Here is a 17793-nt window from a genome sequence, read left to right on the forward strand (position 1 = left end):
CGTGCCTGTCGCTGTTCGAGTGATCCCGTGCCTTGATGTCGCGGCCGGCCGGGTGGTCAAGGGCGTCAATTTCCTCGACCTGCGCGACGCCGGCGATCCCGTCGAGCTCGCGCGCCGTTACTACGAGCAGGGTGCCGACGAGATCACCTTCCTCGACGTCACCGCCACGGTCGACGACCGCGCGACGATGTACGACGTCGTGCAGGCGACGGCCGAGCAGGTCTTCATCCCGCTTACGGTGGGCGGAGGGGTGCGGACCGTCGAGGATGTCGCACGCCTTCAGGGTCACGGGGCGGACAAGATCGGCGTGAACAGCGCTGCGATCGCGCGTCCGGCGCTCCTCGGCGAGATCGCCGACCGCTTCGGAGCCCAGGCCCTTGTTCTCTCCCTCGACGTGAAGCGTTCCGCACGCGGGGCGAGCGGATGGGTGGTCACCACTCACGGTGGCCGCACCGAGACCGACATCGACGCGCTGGCGTGGGCGATCGAGGCGATCGAACGGGGTGCCGGTGAGCTTCTGGTGAACTCCATCGACGCGGATGGTACGAAGAACGGCTTCGACCTCCCGCTGATCGCCGCCATGCGTGAGATCAGCCGGGTGCCTGTGATCGCGAGCGGCGGAGCGGGGTCGATCGAACACTTCGCACCGGCGATTGCGGCCGGCGCGGATGCCGTGCTCGCGGCATCCGTCTTCCACAACGGAGAATTGACCGTCGGTGACGTGAAACAGGGACTCGCCGAGGCCGGCATCCTGGTGAGGAATTGAGCCCTATGGACACTCCACCGAGTGGTACCGCATCGATGGGCGCCGCGCCTCTCGACCCCTTGATCGACGCCGTGCTCGCCAGGGCGAGTTTCGACGACACCGGCCTGCTGCCCGCAATCATCCAGCAATGGGACAGCCGCGAGGTGCTCATGCTGGGCTACATGGATGCGGAGGCGCTGCGCCGCACGCTGACCGAGGGGCGGGTGACCTTCTGGTCGCGCTCGCGCCAGGAGTACTGGCGTAAGGGGGACACCTCTGGTCACCGCCAGTACGTGCGGGGCGCCGCTCTCGACTGCGACTCCGACACCCTGCTGGTGCAGGTGGAGCAGGTCGGGGCCGCCTGCCACACGGGAGCGCACGCCTGCTTCGATGTCGATCCCCTTCACCCGCTCGTGCTCGAGGTGACGGAAGGTGCTGCGCATGAGTGAGACCACCAGCCGCGAACAGTTCGAATCGCTCCTCGACGGTCATCGCGTGGTGCCGGTGATCCGCGAGCTCTTCGCCGACGGCGAGACGCCGGTGGGCATCTACCGCAAGCTCGCGAAGGGCGAACCGGGTAGCTTCCTGCTCGAATCGGCCGAGCAGGGTGGCATCTGGTCGCGGTTCTCCTTCATCGGGGTGTCCAGTTTCGGAGTGCTCACCCAGTCCACCGATGGGTCGGGGGAGGATGTCGCGGTCTGGCTCGACTACGGGCTCTCCGCCGATCGCGCGCTCGGGAGCGACTGCCCGAGGGGCCCGCTCGCGGCTCTCGCGCACCTCTACGAACGGTGGGGGACCCCGCACGTTCCCGGTCATCCTCCCCTCACGGGCGGGCTCGTCGGCTTCATCGGGTGGGAGGCGATCCGTCAGATCGAGCGTCTGCCCAACCGGCCCCCGGCCGATTTCGATTTCCCCGGGCAGGCACTGAGCTTCGTGTCTGAACTCGTGGTCGTCGATCACCGCACCGGCACGGTGCTGCTCATCGCCACGGTCCTGAACGACGGGGTGCTGAATGACGGGGTGGATGCCGGCGACGAGCTCTGGTCGGTCGCCCAATCCCGGCTCGATCGGATGCAGGCCGGCATCGCGCAACCCGCCGAAGCCTGGCTCGCGGAGGTCGACCTGTCGACGCCGGCGGCGGCCGTGCCGCGCATCGAGGCCCCGGTCTTCCATGAGGCGATCGAGAAGTCGAAGCGATTCATCCGCGACGGAGATGTCTTCCAGGTCGTGATCTCCCAACGATTCGACCACGAGATCACCGCCGACCCGATCGACGTCTACCGGGTACTGCGCACCCTCAACCCGAGTCCCTACATGTACCTGTTGTCCCTGGTGACGGCGGAGGGTGAGCCCTATTCCATCGTGGGCTCCTCCCCGGAGGCTCTCGTAAAGGTGGAGAACTCGCGGGTGTACATGCACCCCATCGCCGGATCCCGCCCCCGGGGCATCGGCCCGGAAGAGGATCTCGCTCTCGCGGACGAACTTCTTGCCGACCCGAAGGAACGGGCGGAGCACCTGATGCTGGTCGACCTCGCCCGGAACGACCTGCTCAAGGTCTGCGTCCCCGGCACCGTCGAGGTGAGCGAATTCATGCAGGTCGAGCGTTTCAGTCACATCATGCACCTCGTCTCTTCCGTCGAGGGAGACCTGAGGCCGACGGCGAATTCGATCGACGTGTTCCGTGCGACCTTCCCGGCCGGCACGCTGTCCGGTGCGCCGAAGCCGCGGGCACTGGAGATCATCGACGAGCTCGAGGTCGCCCAGCGCGGCCTCTACGGGGGAGTGGTGGGCTACTTCGGATTCGCGGGGGATCTCGATCTCGCCATCGCCATCCGCACCACCACGATTTCGGGAGGGATCGCGCGCGTGCAGGCCGGGGCCGGGCTCGTCGCGGATTCCGATCCGCAGAGCGAATACCTCGAGTCCCAGAACAAGGCTGCCGCCCCGCTCCGGGCGGTCGCCATCGCCAACGCGATGCGGCGGGTGCAGTAGCCCATGACACCTCGTCGATTGAAGACCACCACGCTGCTGGCGGCGATCGTGCTGAGCGGTCTCACCCTGCTCACCTGGACCGGTGAATGGTTCTCGCTCACCCTGCGCGAGACGGCCACCGGCCATCCGGTGCTCAGCGTCACCGGCGATGTCGCGGCCCCGGCGCTCATCGCCCTCGCCCTCGCCAGCCTCGCCCTCGTGGCAGCACTCGCCATCTCCGGACCCTTCTTCCGGGTCGTTCTCGGTGTGCTTCAGGTCGTCATCGGGTTCACCGTCACCCTCTCCGCGATCATCGCGGTGTCTAATCCGGTGCGCGCGTCGGAGGCTGCCATCTCGGCGGTCACCGGAGTCGGCGGCTCCAAGTCGATCGCCGCACTCGTCACGGCGGTGTCGGAGTCCGCATACCCTGTGATCGCCATCGCTGTCGGCATCCTCACGGCAATGCTCGGTGTGGTCGTGCTGGTGACCGGCCGGCGCTGGCCGGGTTCGTCCGGGCGTTATCGCCAGCCCGTCGTTCTCGAGGATCCGGATGCGGCCATCGGCAGCGAGGATTCCGGGCCGGAGGATGCCGCGGCCCACGCCGTCTCGGACTGGGACACGCTGAGCGGCGGAAGCGACCCGACCTCGCGGTAGAGGCATCGCCCCTCGCGATAGACTGTGGGCTGAACACCCACGAAGGAGACCTGTGAGCGACGAATTCCCCGAGCCGGGCGAAGGCAATTCCCCGGCTGCCTGGACTGCCGTGATCATCATGCTTATCGCATTCAGCATCGGCACGATCGCGTTCTTCTTCAACGTGCAATTCATGGTCTGGGCCTCTGTCGGCCTCCTCCTCGTCGGCATCATCGTCGGTTTCGTGATGAAGCGCATGGGGTACGGCGTCTACGGCGCCAAGTACACACCGAAGGGCCACTGACTCAGGTGCTCGCCGATCTCGTTTCCGGGGCCATCCAGGATGCTTCGGAGCGTCGTGCCCTGCGCACCCTCGCCGAAGTCGAAGCCGCCGCCCTCGCCCGGCCAGCGGCGATCGATGCCCTTGCGGCGCTCGCCCCGGCCTCCCGCGTGCGCATCATCGCGGAGGTGAAGCGGGCAAGCCCGTCCCGCGGCGCTCTCGCCGACATCCCCGACCCCGCCGCTCTCGCCGTGTCCTACGAGACCGGAGGGGCCAGCGCGATCAGTGTGCTCACCGAGGGACGCAAGTTCGGCGGTTCCCTCGCCGATCTCGAGGCGGTGCGGGCCGCGGTGACGGTGCCCGTTCTCCGCAAGGATTTCATCGCCGAGCCCTACCAGGTGTTCGAAGCCCGCGCAGCGGGAGCGGACCTGGTGCTGCTGATCGTCGCGGCGCTCGACCAGGCGACGCTCACGGAACTGTTCGAGCTCACCCGCCAGCTCGGCATGGCCGTGCTGGTGGAGACCCACAGTGCCGACGAGGTATCCCGGGCGCTCGACATCGGTGCCGGCCTTGTCGGGGTCAACGCGCGAGACCTCTCCACCTTCGAGCTCGACCAAGACCTCTTCGGCACGCTGGCCGGGCAGATCCCCTCCGGTGTGATCCGGGTCGCCGAGTCCGCGGTGAAGTCCGCAGCGGATGTCGCCCACTACCGGGAGGCCGGAGCAGACGTCGTGCTCGTGGGAGAGGCGCTGGTCACAGGAGATCCGGTGCGAACGCTGGCAGAATTCCTCGGTAACTAGTCAATCTCGAGCAAGGGTGATAGATCCATGGCACTGCGTGATGAACTCGGTCCGTACTTCGGTGAGTATGGCGGGCGTTTCGTCCCGGAATCGCTAATCGCGGCCCTCGACGAGCTGGATGCCGCCTACACGGCCGCAAAGACCGATCCGCTGTTCCAGGAGGAGCTGGCCGAGCTTCACCGCACCTACACGGGTCGCCCCTCCATCATCACCGAAGCCCCGCGTTTCGGAGCGCATGCGGGCGGCGCGCGGATCATCCTCAAGCGTGAAGATCTCAACCACACCGGCTCGCACAAGATCAACAATGTGCTCGGGCAGGCTCTTCTCGCCCGTCGGCTCGGCAAGACCCGCCTGATCGCGGAGACCGGGGCGGGCCAGCACGGCGTGGCGACCGCAACGGCCGCCGCGCTGTTCGGCATGGACTGCGTCGTCTACATGGGCGAGGTGGACACCGAGCGCCAGGCGCTCAACGTCGCACGGATGCGCCTTCTCGGCGCAGAGGTCATCCCGGTGACGGCAGGCTCCCGCACCCTCAAGGACGCGATCAACGAGGCACTGCGCGACTGGGTCGCGAACGTGGAGAACACCCACTACCTTCTCGGTACGGTCGCTGGGCCGCATCCCTTCCCCGTCATGGTGCGGGACTTCCACAAGATCATCGGCGAAGAGGCCAGGGCCCAGGTGCTCGAGCTCACCGGTGCGCTTCCGGATGCCGTCACCGCCTGTGTCGGCGGGGGCTCCAACGCGATGGGGATCTTCCACGCCTTCCTCGACGACCCCGGCGTCGCGCTCTACGGCTACGAGGCTGCCGGAGAGGGCCACCTCACCGAACGGCATGCCGCAACCATCACCCGCGGTCGCCCGGGGGTGCTGCACGGCACCCGCACCTACCTCCTGCAGGACGAGGACGGCCAGACCGTCGAGTCCCATTCGATCTCCGCCGGCCTCGACTACCCGGGTGTGGGTCCGGAACACTCCTGGCTCAACGACATCGGGCGCGCCTCCTATCTGCCGATCACCGACGACGAGGCGATGTCGGCCATGCGGCTGCTCTCGATGACCGAGGGAATCATCCCGGCCATCGAGTCGGCTCATGCCCTTGCCGGCACGATAAAGCTCGGGCTGGAGCTCGGGCCCGACGCGACGATCCTGGTGAACCTCAGCGGTCGCGGGGACAAGGACATGGAGACCGCCGGCAAGTACTTCGACATCCTCGACACCGAGGCTCTCACGGCCGAGGCCGCGGGGGAGTTCGCCCTGCAGGCCGGCTCGACCGGGGACAACGCGTGAGCACCGCGACCGCGAGTGCCGCCGGCGTGAGCACCGTCGAAGCGGTCATCGCCGCGCGAAAGGCGGCCGGAAGTGGCGCGCTGGTGGGTTACCTCCCCGTGGGATTCCCCGACCTGCGGACGAGCATCGAGGCGGCTGTCGCCCTGGCCGAGAACGGGGTCGACGTGATCGAGCTCGGCCTGCCGTACTCCGATCCGGTGATGGATGGACCGGTCATCCAGGCCGCCACCCTCACGGCCATCAATTCCGGTTTCAAACTGCGTCACGGATTCGAGGCGATCGCCGAGATCACCGCGCGCACGAACGTTCCGGTCCTGTTGATGACCTACTGGAACCCCGTGGTGCAGTACGGCGTCGAGCGATTCGCCGACGACCTCGTTGCTGCGGGTGGCGCCGGACTGATCACCCCCGACCTGATTCCCGACGAAGCGCGCGACTGGCTGGCCGCCTCCAGCCGTACCGGGCTCGACCGGGTGTTCCTCGCAGCGCCCTCCTCCACCGAGACCCGGCTGGAGCAGGCCGTCGAGCGCAGCAGGGGCTTCGTCTACGCCGTCTCGACGATGGGGATCACCGGCGCCCGCAGCGATGTGGATGTCGCGGCGAAGACCCTTGTCGCGCGCCTCCGTGCGGCGGGGGCCACCTCCACCTGCGTCGGTCTCGGCATCTCCTCTCCGGAGCAGGTGCGCGAGGTCATCCAGTACGCCGATGGCGCCATCGTCGGTTCCGCTCTGGTGAAGGCCCTCGCCGATGGCGGTGTGTCCGCCGTCGCGGCGACGGCCGCGCACCTCGCGACCGGTACGCTTAGCTAGGTCTTCCCCCGCGGTCGAGGCCGGAGACTCCAGCACCACACTCACGCAGCACACCAGCGTCAGTACGAAAGGCACCCTCGAAAAGTGGTTATTCCCCTGAGCATCCCCAGCCCGAGCGAAGCCTGGCAGGCGATCCACCTCGGCGAATGGCTCAACAGCCTCGGCCTGACCTTCGTCTCCCCGAACCTCAGCATCCGTACCTACGCCATCTGCATCCTCGTCGGCATCATCGCCGCGACCATCCTCACCAACCAGCGTCTCAAAGCGCGCGGCGCGGAGTCCGGTGTCGTGCTCGACATCGCGCTGTGGGCAGTGCCGCTCGGCATCATCGGCGCCCGCATCTTCCATGTCGTCACCCATCCGGACGACTATTTCGGCTCCGCCGAGAAGATGCTGCACATCCTCTACATCTGGGAGGGTGGCATCGCGATCTTCGGATCGCTCATCGGTGGTGCGGTCGGTGTGTACATCGGTTGCCGCATGACCGGCGTGCGGTTCTGGACCTTCGCGGATGCCCTCGCGCCCGGCCTCCTGCTCGCCCAGGCCTTCGGCCGCTTCGGCAACTACTTCAACCACGAGCTGTACGGCGTGCCCACGAACGCCTGGTGGGGACTCGAGATCGAGAAGTCGAACCCGGCCTTCCCCGCGGGGCTTCCGGCGGGAACGCTCTTCCAGCCCACCTTCCTCTTCGAAGTGATCTGGGACGTCGCGGGCGTGCTGGTGATCCTCTACCTCTCGAAGAAGTTCACCCTCCAGTGGGGCAAGACCCTCTCGGTCTACCTGATCTGGTACGGCCTCGGCCGCAGTTATTTCGAGTCGATCCGCATCGACCCGAGCCTGATCTTCCTGGGGGTGCGCACGAACATCTGGGCGGCCTGGGCGGCGATCCTCATCGGTGTGATCATCTTCGTCGTGCAATCGCGTCGTCACCCCGGCCTCGAGCCGAGCGCCTATGTGCCCGGTCGGCAGTGGTCACCGACGCCTGCGGTAGACTCTGCGGACACCTACTCGGAATACGATGAGACCGACAACGATGCCGATCTCGATAGCAACTCGCACTCCGAATCGGCAACGGCATCCGCTCCTCAGGGCGGCGCCGCACCAAGGGGGAAGTCCGTCACAAGCGGCACCCGCCTGAAGTCGTAATACCCTGAAGTCTCACCGGAAAAATGCCGTGAAGTACGGCATCGAAGGTCGGGCGCCGCACCCCAGCGTCTGAGTATCGCAATCATCTCGGGCTTCAACTCTTCGGGCCGCCGCCGTCCCACCTGCCGACGTAACTTCGTGAGGACGGTTTCACCATGGCACTCACGCCAGCTTTTTCCCGCTTCAGCACCACTCCCGCCGCGACCGGAATGTACGACCCGCGCCGCGAAAAGGATGCCTGTGGCCTCGCGATGGTCGCGACCCTGCGTGGTGCCGCCGGGCACGACATCATCGACCTCGCCCTCGGTGCCCTGCGCAACCTCGAGCACCGCGGTGCCATCGGGTCGGACGCAGGCACGGGCGATGGCGCGGGCATCGTCACGCAGATTCCGGATGCCTTCTTCCGCGCGGTCTCCGGCATCTCGCTCCCGCCCGTCGGTGAGTACATCGCCGGCACGGCCTTCCTGCCCGTCGACGACGACGAACGCGCCTCGATCAAGCAGGCATTCGCCGCCCTCGCCGAGCAGGAGCACCTCACGGTGTTGGGCTGGCGTGAGGTTCCTGTGCGTCCGGATGGGCTCGGCAACCTCGCTCGTGAGGCGATGCCCTTCTTCGAGCAGGTCTTCCTCGCGAGCACGCTCGGCTCCGTGGGCGCGCCGGTGCGGGGCATCGCTCTCGACCGCCAGTCGTTCCGGCTCCGCAAGCGGGCCGAGCGCGAACTCAATGCCTACTTCCCCTCACTGAGCTGCCGCACCATCGTCTACAAGGGCATGGTCACGACCCTTCAGCTCGAGCCCTTCTACCCCGACCTCTCCGACGAGCGGTTCGCGTCGAAACTCGCCCTCGTGCACTCCCGGTACTCGACCAACACCTTCCCGTCGTGGCCGCTCGCCCAGCCCTTCCGCATGATCGCCCACAACGGCGAGATCAACACGGTGCAGGGAAACCGCAACTGGATGCGCGCACGGCAGTCGCAACTGGAGTCGGAGCTGCTCGGTGACCTGGCGCCGATCCTGCCCATCGTCACGCCGGGCGCAAGCGACTCCGCGTCCTTCGACGAGGTCGTCGAACTGCTGAACCTCGGTGGCAGGTCGCTGCCGCACGCGATGATGATGATGGTGCCGGAAGCCTACGAGAACCAGCTGGACATCGATCCAGCCCGTCGCGACTTCTACGAGTACCACTCGATGCTCATGGAGCCGTGGGACGGCCCGGCCGCCCTCGTCTTCACCGATGGGTCACTCGTCGGCGCCACGCTCGACCGCAACGGACTGCGCCCCGGCCGCTACCTCGTCACCGACGACGGTCTCGTCGTGCTCGCGAGTGAGATCGGTGTTCTCGACATCGCCCCCGAGCGGGTCGTGCGAAAGGGCCGGTTGCGCCCGGGCAAGATGTTCCTCGTCGACACGGAGGCCGGCCGCCTCATCGAAGACGACGAGATCAAGAGCGAGCTTGCGGCATCCGAGCCCTGGGGTGCCTGGCTGGATGGCGGTCGCATCAACCTCAAAGACCTGCCGGAGCGCGAACACATCGTTCACACCCCCGCCTCGGTCACCCGTCGCCAGCGCACCTTCGGATACACCGAGGAGGAGGTGCGGATCCTGCTGAAGCCGATGGCGGAGAACGGCGCCGAACCCCTCGGGGCCATGGGCTCCGACACCCCGATCGCCGTGTTGTCGAAGCGACCCCGACTGCTTTTCGACTACTTCACCCAGCAGTTCGCCCAGGTGACGAACCCGCCCCTCGACAGCATCCGCGAGGAGGTCGTCACCTCGCTCAAGCTGGGTCTCGGCCCCGAGCGAAACCTCCTGGATGCCACTCCGGAGCACGCTCGCCAGGTGATCCTCGACTTTCCGGTGATCGACAACGATGAACTGGCCAAGATTCAGCACATCGCGCCCAAGTCCTCTCGCCAGGCTTTCAACCCCACCCGCACGATCAAGGGGCTCTACCGCGTCGACCAGGGCCCGAAAGCCATGGAGCAGCGCATCGCCGCTATGTGTGAAGAGGTCGATACCGCCATCGCCGACGGGGCCCTGTTCATCGTGCTGTCGGATCGCGACTCCAACAAGGACTTCGCCCCGGTGCCGTCGCTGCTCATGCTCGCGGCGGTACATCACCACCTCATCCGGGCCGAGAACCGCATGAAGGTCGGGCTCATCGTCGAGGCCGGGGACGTGCGGGAGGTGCATCACGTCGCGCTCCTGATCGGCTACGGCGCGTCGGCGATCAATCCATACCTCGCCATGGAGTCCGCCGAGGAGCTCGTGCGCAGTGGCATGATCTCCAGCATCGACGCGCAGAAGGCCGTGAAGAATCTGATCAAGGCCCTCGGCAAGGGCGTGCTCAAGATCATGTCGAAGATGGGCATCTCCGTCGTCGGCTCTTATGCCGGCGCGCAGGCCTTCGAGGCGGTCGGACTCGACCAGGCATTCGTCGACCAGTACTTCACCGGAACCTCGAGCCTGCTCGGCGGGATCGGCATCGACGTGATCGCCGCGGAGAGTGCGTCACGCCACCTGGCCGCCTACCCGGAAGACGGCGCGATCAACGCGCACGAACGGCTCGCCATCGGCGGGGAGTACCAGTGGCGCCGTGAAGGCCCGCCTCACCTCTTCAACCCGGACACGGTCTTCAAGCTGCAGCACGCGACCCGGTCACGGCGTTACGACATCTTCCGCCAGTACACGAAACTCGTGGATGAGCAGGCCACCCAGCTCATGACACTCCGCGGGCTGTTCTCGCTGCGCGATGGTGAGCGGCCCGCCGTTCCCATCGACGAGGTGGAGTCCGTAGCCTCCATCGTCACCCGGTTCTCCACCGGTGCCATGAGCTACGGCTCGATCAGCGGCGAGGCGCACGAGACCCTGGCCATCGCCATGAACAGCCTCGGAGCGAAGAGCAACACGGGGGAGGGCGGCGAGGATACCGCGCGTCTCCTCGACCCGGAGCGCCGCAGCGCGATCAAGCAGGTCGCATCCGGTCGATTCGGTGTCACCAGCATGTATCTCACCCATGCCACCGACATCCAGATCAAGATGGCACAGGGGGCGAAGCCCGGCGAGGGCGGCCAGCTGCCGTCGAACAAGGTCTACCCCTGGATCGCGAAGACCCGCCACGCCACCGCCGGTGTCGGCCTCATCAGCCCCCCGCCGCATCACGATATCTACTCGATCGAGGATCTCAAGCAGCTGATCTTCGACCTCAAGCGAGCGAACCCGGATGCCCGGGTGCACGTCAAACTGGTGAGTCAGTCGGGCATCGGAGCGGTCGCCGCAGGTGTCACGAAAGCCCTCGCGGACGTCGTGCTGGTCTCCGGCCACGATGGGGGCACCGGCGCGAGCCCGCTCAACTCGTTGAAGCACGCGGGAACGCCCTGGGAGCTCGGCCTCGCCGAAACGCAGCAGACGCTGATGCTCAATGGCATGCGCGGACGCGTCGTTGTGCAGGTGGACGGCCAGATGAAGACCGGCCGTGACGTGATCGTCGCCGCTCTGCTCGGAGCCGAAGAATACGGCTTCGCGACCGCTCCCCTCGTGGTCTCCGGGTGCATCCTCATGCGCGTCTGCCACCTGGACACCTGCCCCGTCGGCGTCGCCACCCAGAACCCCGAGCTGCGCAAACGCTTCACCGGAAAGCCGGAGTTCGTCGTGAACTTCTTCGAGTTCCTCGCGCAGGAGGTGCGGGAGTATCTCGCCGAGCTCGGGTTCCGGTCGATCGAAGAGGCGGTCGGGCACTCCGAGCTTCTCGACGTCAACCGCGCGATCGAGCACTGGAAGGCCGATGGATTGAACCTCGCGCCGATCCTCGACGGCCCGGTCTTCGGTGCGGACGAACCGCGATCCAACGTCTCCCAGCAGGAGCACGAGCTCGATAAGCACTTCGATGTGGAGCTGATCCGGCAGAGCGCGGGCGCGCTGCAGAGTGGCGAGCCCGTGGCCATCTCCCTCCCCATCCGCAACACGGAGCGTGCCGTCGGCACGATGCTCGGGCACGAGGTCACCCTTCGTCACGGGGAGAACGGCCTGCCAACCGGCACCATCGACATCACCCTGCGCGGAACCGCCGGTCAGTCCTTCGGTGCGTTCGTGCCGAGCGGCATCACCCTGCGACTGGAGGGGGACAGCAACGACTACGTCGGCAAGGGTCTCTGTGGCGGCCAGATCATCGTGCGCCCCGATCGAAACAGCAGCTTCCCGGCCGAGCGCAACGTGATCGCCGGCAATGTGATCGGCTACGGTGCGACGCAGGGCAGCCTGTTCCTTCGCGGCATCGTGGGGGAACGCTTCCTCGTGCGTAACTCCGGGGCGACCGCGGTCGTCGAGGGAGTCGGCGATCATGCCCTCGAATACATGACCGGCGGCCTCGCCGTGATCCTCGGCGGCACCGGGCGTAACCTCGGCGCCGGTATGTCCGGTGGCACCGCCTACGTCTTCGACCTCGCTCCCGAGCGGGTCAACCGCGATGCCCTCGCCTCGGGCGAGCTCGAACTGCTGCCGCTGGGCGCGGGCGATGTCGAGATCGTGACAGACCTGCTCCAGCAGCACCTCGCACAGACGGATTCGGCAGTCGCGGCCCGGATGCTCGAGAACCTCGACGAGTCGATGGCCCGGTTCGTCAAGGTTCTGCCCCGCGACTACGCCGCGGTCATCGCGACGCGCGCGACCGCGGTCGAAGAGGGGCTCGACCCCGACGGGGATGTTGTCTGGTCTCGGATCATGGAGGTAACCGGTGGCTGATCCCAAGGGATTCCTGAAGACGCGTGAGCGGGAGCTGCCCGCGCGGCGCCCGGTCGCGCTGCGGCTGATGGACTGGAAAGAGGTCTACGAGCAGGGTGATGCCGCAACCGTGCGCAAGCAGGCGGGTCGCTGCATGGACTGCGGCATCCCCTTCTGCCACCATGGCTGCCCGCTCGGCAACCTCATTCCCGAGTGGAACGACCTCACCTGGCGTGGGGAGGGTCGACAGGCCATCGAGCGTCTGCATGCCACCAACAACTTCCCCGAGTTCACCGGTCGGCTGTGTCCCGCCCCGTGCGAGTCGTCGTGCGTCCTCGCCATCAACCAGCCCGCCGTGACCATCAAGAACGTCGAAGTGGCGATCATCGATCAGGCCTTCGCCAATGACTGGGTTGAGCCGCATCCCCCCGAACGCCTCACCGGCAAGACGGTCGCGGTCGTCGGATCCGGCCCCGCCGGTCTCGCCGCGGCCCAGCAGCTCACCCGCGCCGGTCACACTGTCGCGGTGTTCGAGCGGGACGACCGCATCGGCGGTCTCCTCCGCTACGGCATCCCTGACTTCAAAATGGAGAAGCGTCACATCGAGCTGCGGCTCAAGCAGATGCAGGCCGAGGGCACCCGTTTCCGGGCTGGCGTGAATATCGGCGTCGACATCACCTGGGATGACCTGAGGGCGCGCTACGACGCGGTGGTGATCGCCACCGGAGCCCTCACGCCGCGAGACCTTCCCATCCCCGGGCGCGACCTTTCCGGCGTGCACTTCGCGATGGACTACCTTGTGCAGCAGAACCGGGTGGGTGCCGGTGACGTGATCGTCGATCAGCTCACCGCCGACGGCAAGCATGTCGTCGTCCTCGGTGGCGGCGACACCGGTGCGGACTGCATCGGCACGGCGCACCGCCAGCAGGCCCTCTCCGTCACCAACCTGGCCATCGGACTCCAGCCGCCCCACGAACGTCCGGAGCACCAGCCCTGGCCGATGTCCCCGACCCTCTTCGAGGTGTCGAGTGCGCACGAGGAGGGCGGCGAACGGGTCTACCTCGCATCCACCGTGGAATTCCTCTCCAACGACGCCGGAGAGGTTCGCGCCATCCGCGTCGCGGAGACCGAATACCTCGACGGTCGTCGGGTTCCGAAGGCGGGCACCGAGCGGGAGATCCCGGCGGATCTCGTCCTTCTCGCCCTCGGATTCACGGGAACGGAGAGCGATGCGCTGGAGTCCCAGTTGCACCTCCCCCTCGAGCGTGGAAACGTTGAGCGCGATTCCGATTACCACACCAGCGAATCCGGCGTGTTCGTCGCCGGCGACGCGGGCCGGGGCCAGTCCCTCATCGTCTGGGCCATTGCGGAGGGGCGAGCCGCCGCCGCCGCCGTGGACCGCTTCCTCGAGGGCGACACTGAACTCCCGTCCCCTGTCGCCCCGACCGACCGCGCCATCGCGATCTAAGGCTCCTCTTCCCCTCACTCTTCACGAGTTCTTCCCACAACAGAAAGAAACACATGAGACGCGCAAAAATCGTCGCAACCCTCGGTCCGGCAACGGCCAGCTATGAAAACATCCGTGCCATCGTGGATGCCGGAGTTGATGTCGCCCGGATGAACCTCAGCCACGGCAGCTATGACGTGCATGAGGAGGTCTACGCGAACATCCGCAAGGCGAGTGCCGACTCCGGCCGTGCCGTCGCCGTGCTGGTCGACCTGCAGGGCCCGAAGATCCGCCTCGGCAAGTTCGCGAACGGGCCCCACGATCTCGCCGTCGGCGACACCTTCAAGATCACCATCGAAGACGTGCTCGGTACCAAGGAGCTCTCGAGCACAACCTTCAAGGGCCTGCCCAACGACGTGAAGCCGGGGGACCCCCTCCTCATCGATGACGGCAAGGTCAAGCTCAAGGTCATCTCGACCGACGGCACCGTCGTCACCACCGAGGTCGTCGTCGGCGGAGCGGTGTCGAACAACAAGGGCATCAACCTGCCCGGTGTCGCTGTGAACGTTCCCGCTCTGTCCGAGAAGGATGAGGCGGACCTCCGCTGGGGCCTGAAGCTCGGCGCGGATCTCATCGCGCTCTCCTTCGTGCGCAACGCCGAAGACATCGTGCGCGTACACGAGATCATGGCCGAAGAGGGCGTCAAGGTGCCGGTCATCGCCAAGGTCGAGAAGCCGCAGGCCGTCGACAACCTCGAAGCCATCATCGACGCCTTCGACGGCATCATGGTCGCGCGGGGAGACCTCGGAGTGGAACTACCGCTCGAGGCCGTACCGATCGTTCAGAAGCGCGCGGTCGAGCTCTCTCGTCGCATGGCCAAGCCCGTCATCGTCGCAACCCAGATGCTCGAATCCATGATCTCGAGCCCGATCCCGACCCGTGCGGAGACCTCGGATGTCGCAAACGCCGTGCTCGACGGAGCCGATGCCGTGATGCTGAGCGGCGAGACCAGCGTGGGGGAGTACCCCGTGATCACGGTTCAGACCATGGCACGCATCATCACCTCCACCGAGGAGCACGGGCTCGAGCGCATCGCGCAGCTCGGTACGAAGCCGCGCACCCAGGGCGGCGCCATCACCCTCGCCGCCGCCGAGGTAGCGGAGTTCGTCGAGGCCAAGTTCCTCTGCGTGTTCACCGAGTCCGGGGATTCGGTGCGACGGATGTCCCGGCTGCGCAACCGCATCCCCATCATCGCTTTCACCCCGGAGGAGCGCATCCGCAATCGCCTCGCCTGGGTGTGGGGCACGGAGACCTATCGTGTCGAGCGCAAGAAGCACACCGATGAGCTGTTCGGCCAGGTCGATGACATCCTGATCGGTCACAACCGGGCCGTCGTCGGCGAGAAGGTCGTGGTCATCGCCGGGTCCCCTCCCGGAATCTCCGGAGGCACCAACGATATGCGGGTACACCGTATGGGAGATGCCCACAACGCGGTAGCGCCGGCGTACGCCGCGGAATGACTTCGAGCGCCCCGTAGTCGGGGATGAGGCTGGCTGTCGGCTGTGAAATCGGCGGCCAGCCTCACCGTCTCGGTACGGTGAGTCAACGCACTCGGGAAGGATTTCATCGTGACAGACTCACAGCAGGTTTCGGGCCCATTCGACGATTCAGCGGGACCGGAGGGTCGCAGTATCAGCGACTGGACGGACCTCGGGCGGGAGATGTGGTCGTATCTCACCGGTCGTGGTGCAGCGGTCAACTACAGCTTCATCGACATGACCGTCGAGGTGCCGAGAGACATCGGTCCCGATGCCCCGCGTGCGACCTGGAAGCTCAACGGCACGCTGCGGGTCACCACGAGTGACGACCAGGCTGCCGGCGCAGACCAGCACCGCAACTGATCATGGTGGCCGTTCCCCGGCTGGAGATCGACCTCAGCTTCTCGCTGGATGAGCCGCACGCCGAGGGCGCAGATGCCGCGCATGCCCTCGAGGGCACCGTCACGGCGGCGGGCACCGATATCCAGATCTTCGCGAACCACCCCGAAATGCTGATGCAGGGGCGCAGTGTCAAGCTCGCCGACATCCGCACGCTCGCTCAGGAGATCGCGGGGTACGGCCTGTCCGTCACCCTGACCGGACCAGAGGGGGTCATCGCGCGGATCGGCGACGTGAATGCCCCGGTGGTGCAGCGTGTCGTGACCGGCTCACCGCACATCAGGCTCGGGAGCGCGGCGGCGGTCGCTCCGCTGCTTCGGCGGCGCGGCACTGCCGCGCCCGCGGTGTCTCTCCCTCCCGCTACCCTGTTCCCGCTCGTGCCGACGGTGAGCCGTCGCATCCGACGCACGGTCACCACCACGCACTACCTGCCGGGGTCCGGTCGACCTCGACTGATCTTCGTCATCGGCTCGAAGAACTGGAACGGCCAGATGCCGCGGGAGTTCGATCTGCTTCCCGACGGCACGACCATCGGCTCCGGAGCCGAGGCCGACCTGCAGCTCGAGGGCCTGAGCCCCGTTCACGCGGAAATCCGCCACACGAAAGACGACGAGTACGTGCTCTATCCCATCGGCGAGCTGAGCGGCAGTTCGCGTCTTGCCGATGCGGGCGGGCGGAAGGATGGCGGGCAGGTTCTGCGCACCGGCACCCGGATCGAACTCGGCAAGTGGAAGATGGCATACTTCCGGGAGGAGTTCGCGGACCACGGCCGACCCTACGGAGGGCGCGTCGGCGGGGAATTAGCCCGGCAGAAGCCGCAGGCAGACCCTCGACCGGGACGATCCTCCCCGCGGTAGCGGGTGGGACGCGGGAGCCGGGTCAGCGCTGGGTCAGCGCCGGGTCAGCGCCGAGGCTGGGTCCCACCCGGGCCGGGCGACGCGGTGCGAACGGCGATCGGCTCGCTCGAGAACTGCAGGCCGGCGGCACTGTTGGCGGAAAGCATGAGCGTTTCGATCCAGTCACGGTTGAGGGACGGGGCTCTGCTCCCCGCGAATCGATAGACGATGGCGTTGCCCTGGGCGAACAGGATCGAACTGCGACCGCCGCCGCCCTCGGCGGAGTTGATCCAGGTGAAGAGGAAGCTCTCTCGCCGCCGGAGTTTCGCCGTGATGACCACCTGCAGATGCATGAGCGAACGGTCGTCGAAACCGATCTCGGTGCCTGAATCGCCGTGCAGCAGACTACCCATGGGGGTGCTCCAGAAGTTGAGGCAACCCTAGCGCTGATTGATCAACGCCAAGGTTCTCAGCTCGAGAGCGGGGTGGTGCCGACCAGGCCGGCCACGAACATGCTGAATTTCACCACGTTGATCACGACGACGAACACGGTGATGGCGACCCAGACCCAGAGCGGGGCCCTGCCGTGACCCGCTCTTCTCCCGACGATCACGGAACGCCCGATCACGTAGACCCCGCCGCTGAAGAAGGTCCAGGCCCAGTGGAATGGACGATCGTAGCCGTCGCGCAACAGTCGCTTCCGGTCGAAGTAGGCGAGCACCACCGCTCCGCCGTAGACGATCCAGCCGAGCACGAGGCTCGTGATGTATCCCGGGTCCCGGTACATCGCCAGGGGGTCGGAGGAGGTTGCCACTAGAGCGGACAGGTTGATCGTGAGTAGAGTCACGATGCCGAGTAACGGAAGCAGGGCGATGACCCAGATGAACACGTTATACACCGGGGTGTTGGCTGGCACCGTCCGTGGTGCCGGTCTGAGCGAATACGGCGCGACTCCGGATGCCGGTGTGACAGGGCTCACCCGTTCCGTCCAGGCCGCACCGTCCCACCAGCGCAATTGGGGAGCACCGGTATGGTCCGGGTACCAGCCGGCGGGCGTGTTCGGGACCGATGGAGCAGGTGTTGGCAGGTCAGTCACGAGTTCTCCAGCGGTGTCGTCACGGTAGTGGGCGAGCACCAGCCTAGCCACGCCCCGCAGTTCAAGCCCGACCAAGGAGGAGCGA

Annotated in this window: 16 protein-coding genes; 14 read left to right on the forward strand and 2 right to left on the reverse strand. The window is 66.7% G+C overall.

The features are described 5' to 3' along the window. The first annotated feature begins 1 nt into the window (after position 1). From hisF to ABIB54_RS10335, 14 genes are all read left to right on the forward strand, one after another. A complete protein-coding gene (hisF, locus tag ABIB54_RS10270; protein WP_354575425.1) occupies positions 2 to 766 on the forward strand; it encodes an imidazole glycerol phosphate synthase subunit HisF in 765 nt (254 codons plus the stop codon). 35 nt (positions 767 to 801) lie between these two features. Further along, positions 802 to 1194: a phosphoribosyl-AMP cyclohydrolase gene (gene hisI, locus ABIB54_RS10275; protein ID WP_354575593.1), complete on the forward strand. Its 393-nt coding sequence runs from the start codon at positions 802 to 804 to the stop codon at positions 1192 to 1194. After that, a complete protein-coding gene (locus ABIB54_RS10280; RefSeq protein WP_354575426.1) occupies positions 1187 to 2737 on the forward strand; it encodes an anthranilate synthase component I in 1551 nt (516 codons plus the stop codon). The genes hisI and ABIB54_RS10280 overlap by 8 nt, the downstream gene beginning before the upstream one ends. A gap of 3 nt (positions 2738 to 2740) precedes the next feature. Beyond that, a complete protein-coding gene (locus ABIB54_RS10285; RefSeq protein WP_354575427.1) occupies positions 2741 to 3370 on the forward strand; it encodes a Trp biosynthesis-associated membrane protein in 630 nt (209 codons plus the stop codon). A gap of 52 nt (positions 3371 to 3422) precedes the next feature. Further along, positions 3423 to 3653, forward strand: coding sequence for a DUF6704 family protein (locus tag ABIB54_RS10290; protein WP_354575428.1), 231 nt, complete (start codon positions 3423 to 3425; stop codon positions 3651 to 3653). Between the two features lie 5 nt (positions 3654 to 3658). Further along, entirely contained in the window at positions 3659 to 4429 is a 771-nt protein-coding gene (gene trpC, locus ABIB54_RS10295; protein ID WP_354575429.1) for an indole-3-glycerol phosphate synthase TrpC, read from the forward strand. Positions 4430 to 4456: 27 nt separating this feature from the next. Continuing rightward, complete coding sequence (trpB, locus tag ABIB54_RS10300; RefSeq protein WP_354575430.1) at positions 4457 to 5719, forward strand: tryptophan synthase subunit beta; 1263 nt, start codon at positions 4457 to 4459, stop codon at positions 5717 to 5719. Beyond that, positions 5716 to 6528: a tryptophan synthase subunit alpha gene (trpA, locus tag ABIB54_RS10305; RefSeq protein ID WP_502917116.1), complete on the forward strand. Its 813-nt coding sequence runs from the start codon at positions 5716 to 5718 to the stop codon at positions 6526 to 6528. Before trpB ends, trpA begins: the two co-directional genes overlap by 4 nt. Positions 6529 to 6612: 84 nt before the next feature. Beyond that, positions 6613 to 7674: a prolipoprotein diacylglyceryl transferase gene (lgt, locus tag ABIB54_RS10310; protein WP_502917117.1), complete on the forward strand. Its 1062-nt coding sequence runs from the start codon at positions 6613 to 6615 to the stop codon at positions 7672 to 7674. Positions 7675 to 7829: 155 nt separating this feature from the next. After that, the gene (gene gltB, locus ABIB54_RS10315) at positions 7830 to 12413 is read left to right on the forward strand and encodes a glutamate synthase large subunit (protein ID WP_354575431.1); all 4584 of its coding nucleotides are present in this window, start codon (positions 7830 to 7832) and stop codon (positions 12411 to 12413) included. After that, entirely contained in the window at positions 12406 to 13860 is a 1455-nt protein-coding gene (locus ABIB54_RS10320; RefSeq protein WP_354575432.1) for a glutamate synthase subunit beta, read from the forward strand. Before gltB ends, ABIB54_RS10320 begins: the two co-directional genes overlap by 8 nt. A 53-nt stretch (positions 13861 to 13913) precedes the next feature. Further along, entirely contained in the window at positions 13914 to 15359 is a 1446-nt protein-coding gene (pyk, locus tag ABIB54_RS10325) for a pyruvate kinase (protein ID WP_354575433.1), read from the forward strand. A gap of 108 nt (positions 15360 to 15467) precedes the next feature. Then, positions 15468 to 15740, forward strand: coding sequence for a hypothetical protein (locus ABIB54_RS10330; RefSeq protein WP_185203882.1), 273 nt, complete (start codon positions 15468 to 15470; stop codon positions 15738 to 15740). Positions 15741 to 15742: 2 nt separating this feature from the next. Next, positions 15743 to 16633 carry an FHA domain-containing protein gene (locus ABIB54_RS10335; protein ID WP_354575434.1) on the forward strand — a complete coding sequence of 297 codons (891 nt, stop codon included), beginning with the start codon at positions 15743 to 15745 and terminating at the stop codon, positions 16631 to 16633. Between the two features lie 44 nt (positions 16634 to 16677). Here ABIB54_RS10335 and ABIB54_RS10340 read toward each other — a convergent pair whose 3' ends face one another. Both ABIB54_RS10340 and ABIB54_RS10345 read right to left on the reverse strand, forming a co-directional pair. Further along, positions 16678 to 17025, reverse strand: coding sequence for a DUF7882 family protein (locus ABIB54_RS10340; RefSeq protein WP_354575435.1), 348 nt, complete (start codon positions 17023 to 17025; stop codon positions 16678 to 16680). 56 nt (positions 17026 to 17081) lie between these two features. Further along, positions 17082 to 17759: a DUF2510 domain-containing protein gene (locus ABIB54_RS10345; RefSeq protein WP_354575436.1), complete on the reverse strand. Its 678-nt coding sequence runs from the start codon at positions 17757 to 17759 to the stop codon at positions 17082 to 17084. Positions 17760 to 17793 lie beyond the last annotated feature (34 nt).

The organism is Frigoribacterium sp. UYMn621, assembly GCF_040549525.1.
In the GTDB taxonomy this organism is placed as follows: domain Bacteria; phylum Actinomycetota; class Actinomycetes; order Actinomycetales; family Microbacteriaceae; genus Lacisediminihabitans.

What these genes read in the sequence shown, in the direction of transcription:
- ABIB54_RS10285 (WP_354575427.1), top strand. Translation starts at nt 2,741, where the DNA reads ATGACACCTCGTCGATTGAAGACCACCACGCTGCTGGCGGCGATCGTG.
- hisI (WP_354575593.1), top strand. Translation starts at nt 802, where the DNA reads ATGGGCGCCGCGCCTCTCGACCCCTTGATCGACGCCGTGCTCGCCAGG.
- pyk (WP_354575433.1), top strand. Translation starts at nt 13,914, where the DNA reads ATGAGACGCGCAAAAATCGTCGCAACCCTCGGTCCGGCAACGGCCAGC.
- ABIB54_RS10340 (WP_354575435.1), bottom strand. Translation starts at nt 17,025, where the DNA reads ATGGGTAGTCTGCTGCACGGCGATTCAGGCACCGAGATCGGTTTCGAC.
- gltB (WP_354575431.1), top strand. Translation starts at nt 7,830, where the DNA reads ATGGCACTCACGCCAGCTTTTTCCCGCTTCAGCACCACTCCCGCCGCG.
- trpB (WP_354575430.1), top strand. Translation starts at nt 4,457, where the DNA reads ATGGCACTGCGTGATGAACTCGGTCCGTACTTCGGTGAGTATGGCGGG.
- ABIB54_RS10335 (WP_354575434.1), top strand. Translation starts at nt 15,743, where the DNA reads ATGGTGGCCGTTCCCCGGCTGGAGATCGACCTCAGCTTCTCGCTGGAT.
- ABIB54_RS10280 (WP_354575426.1), top strand. Translation starts at nt 1,187, where the DNA reads ATGAGTGAGACCACCAGCCGCGAACAGTTCGAATCGCTCCTCGACGGT.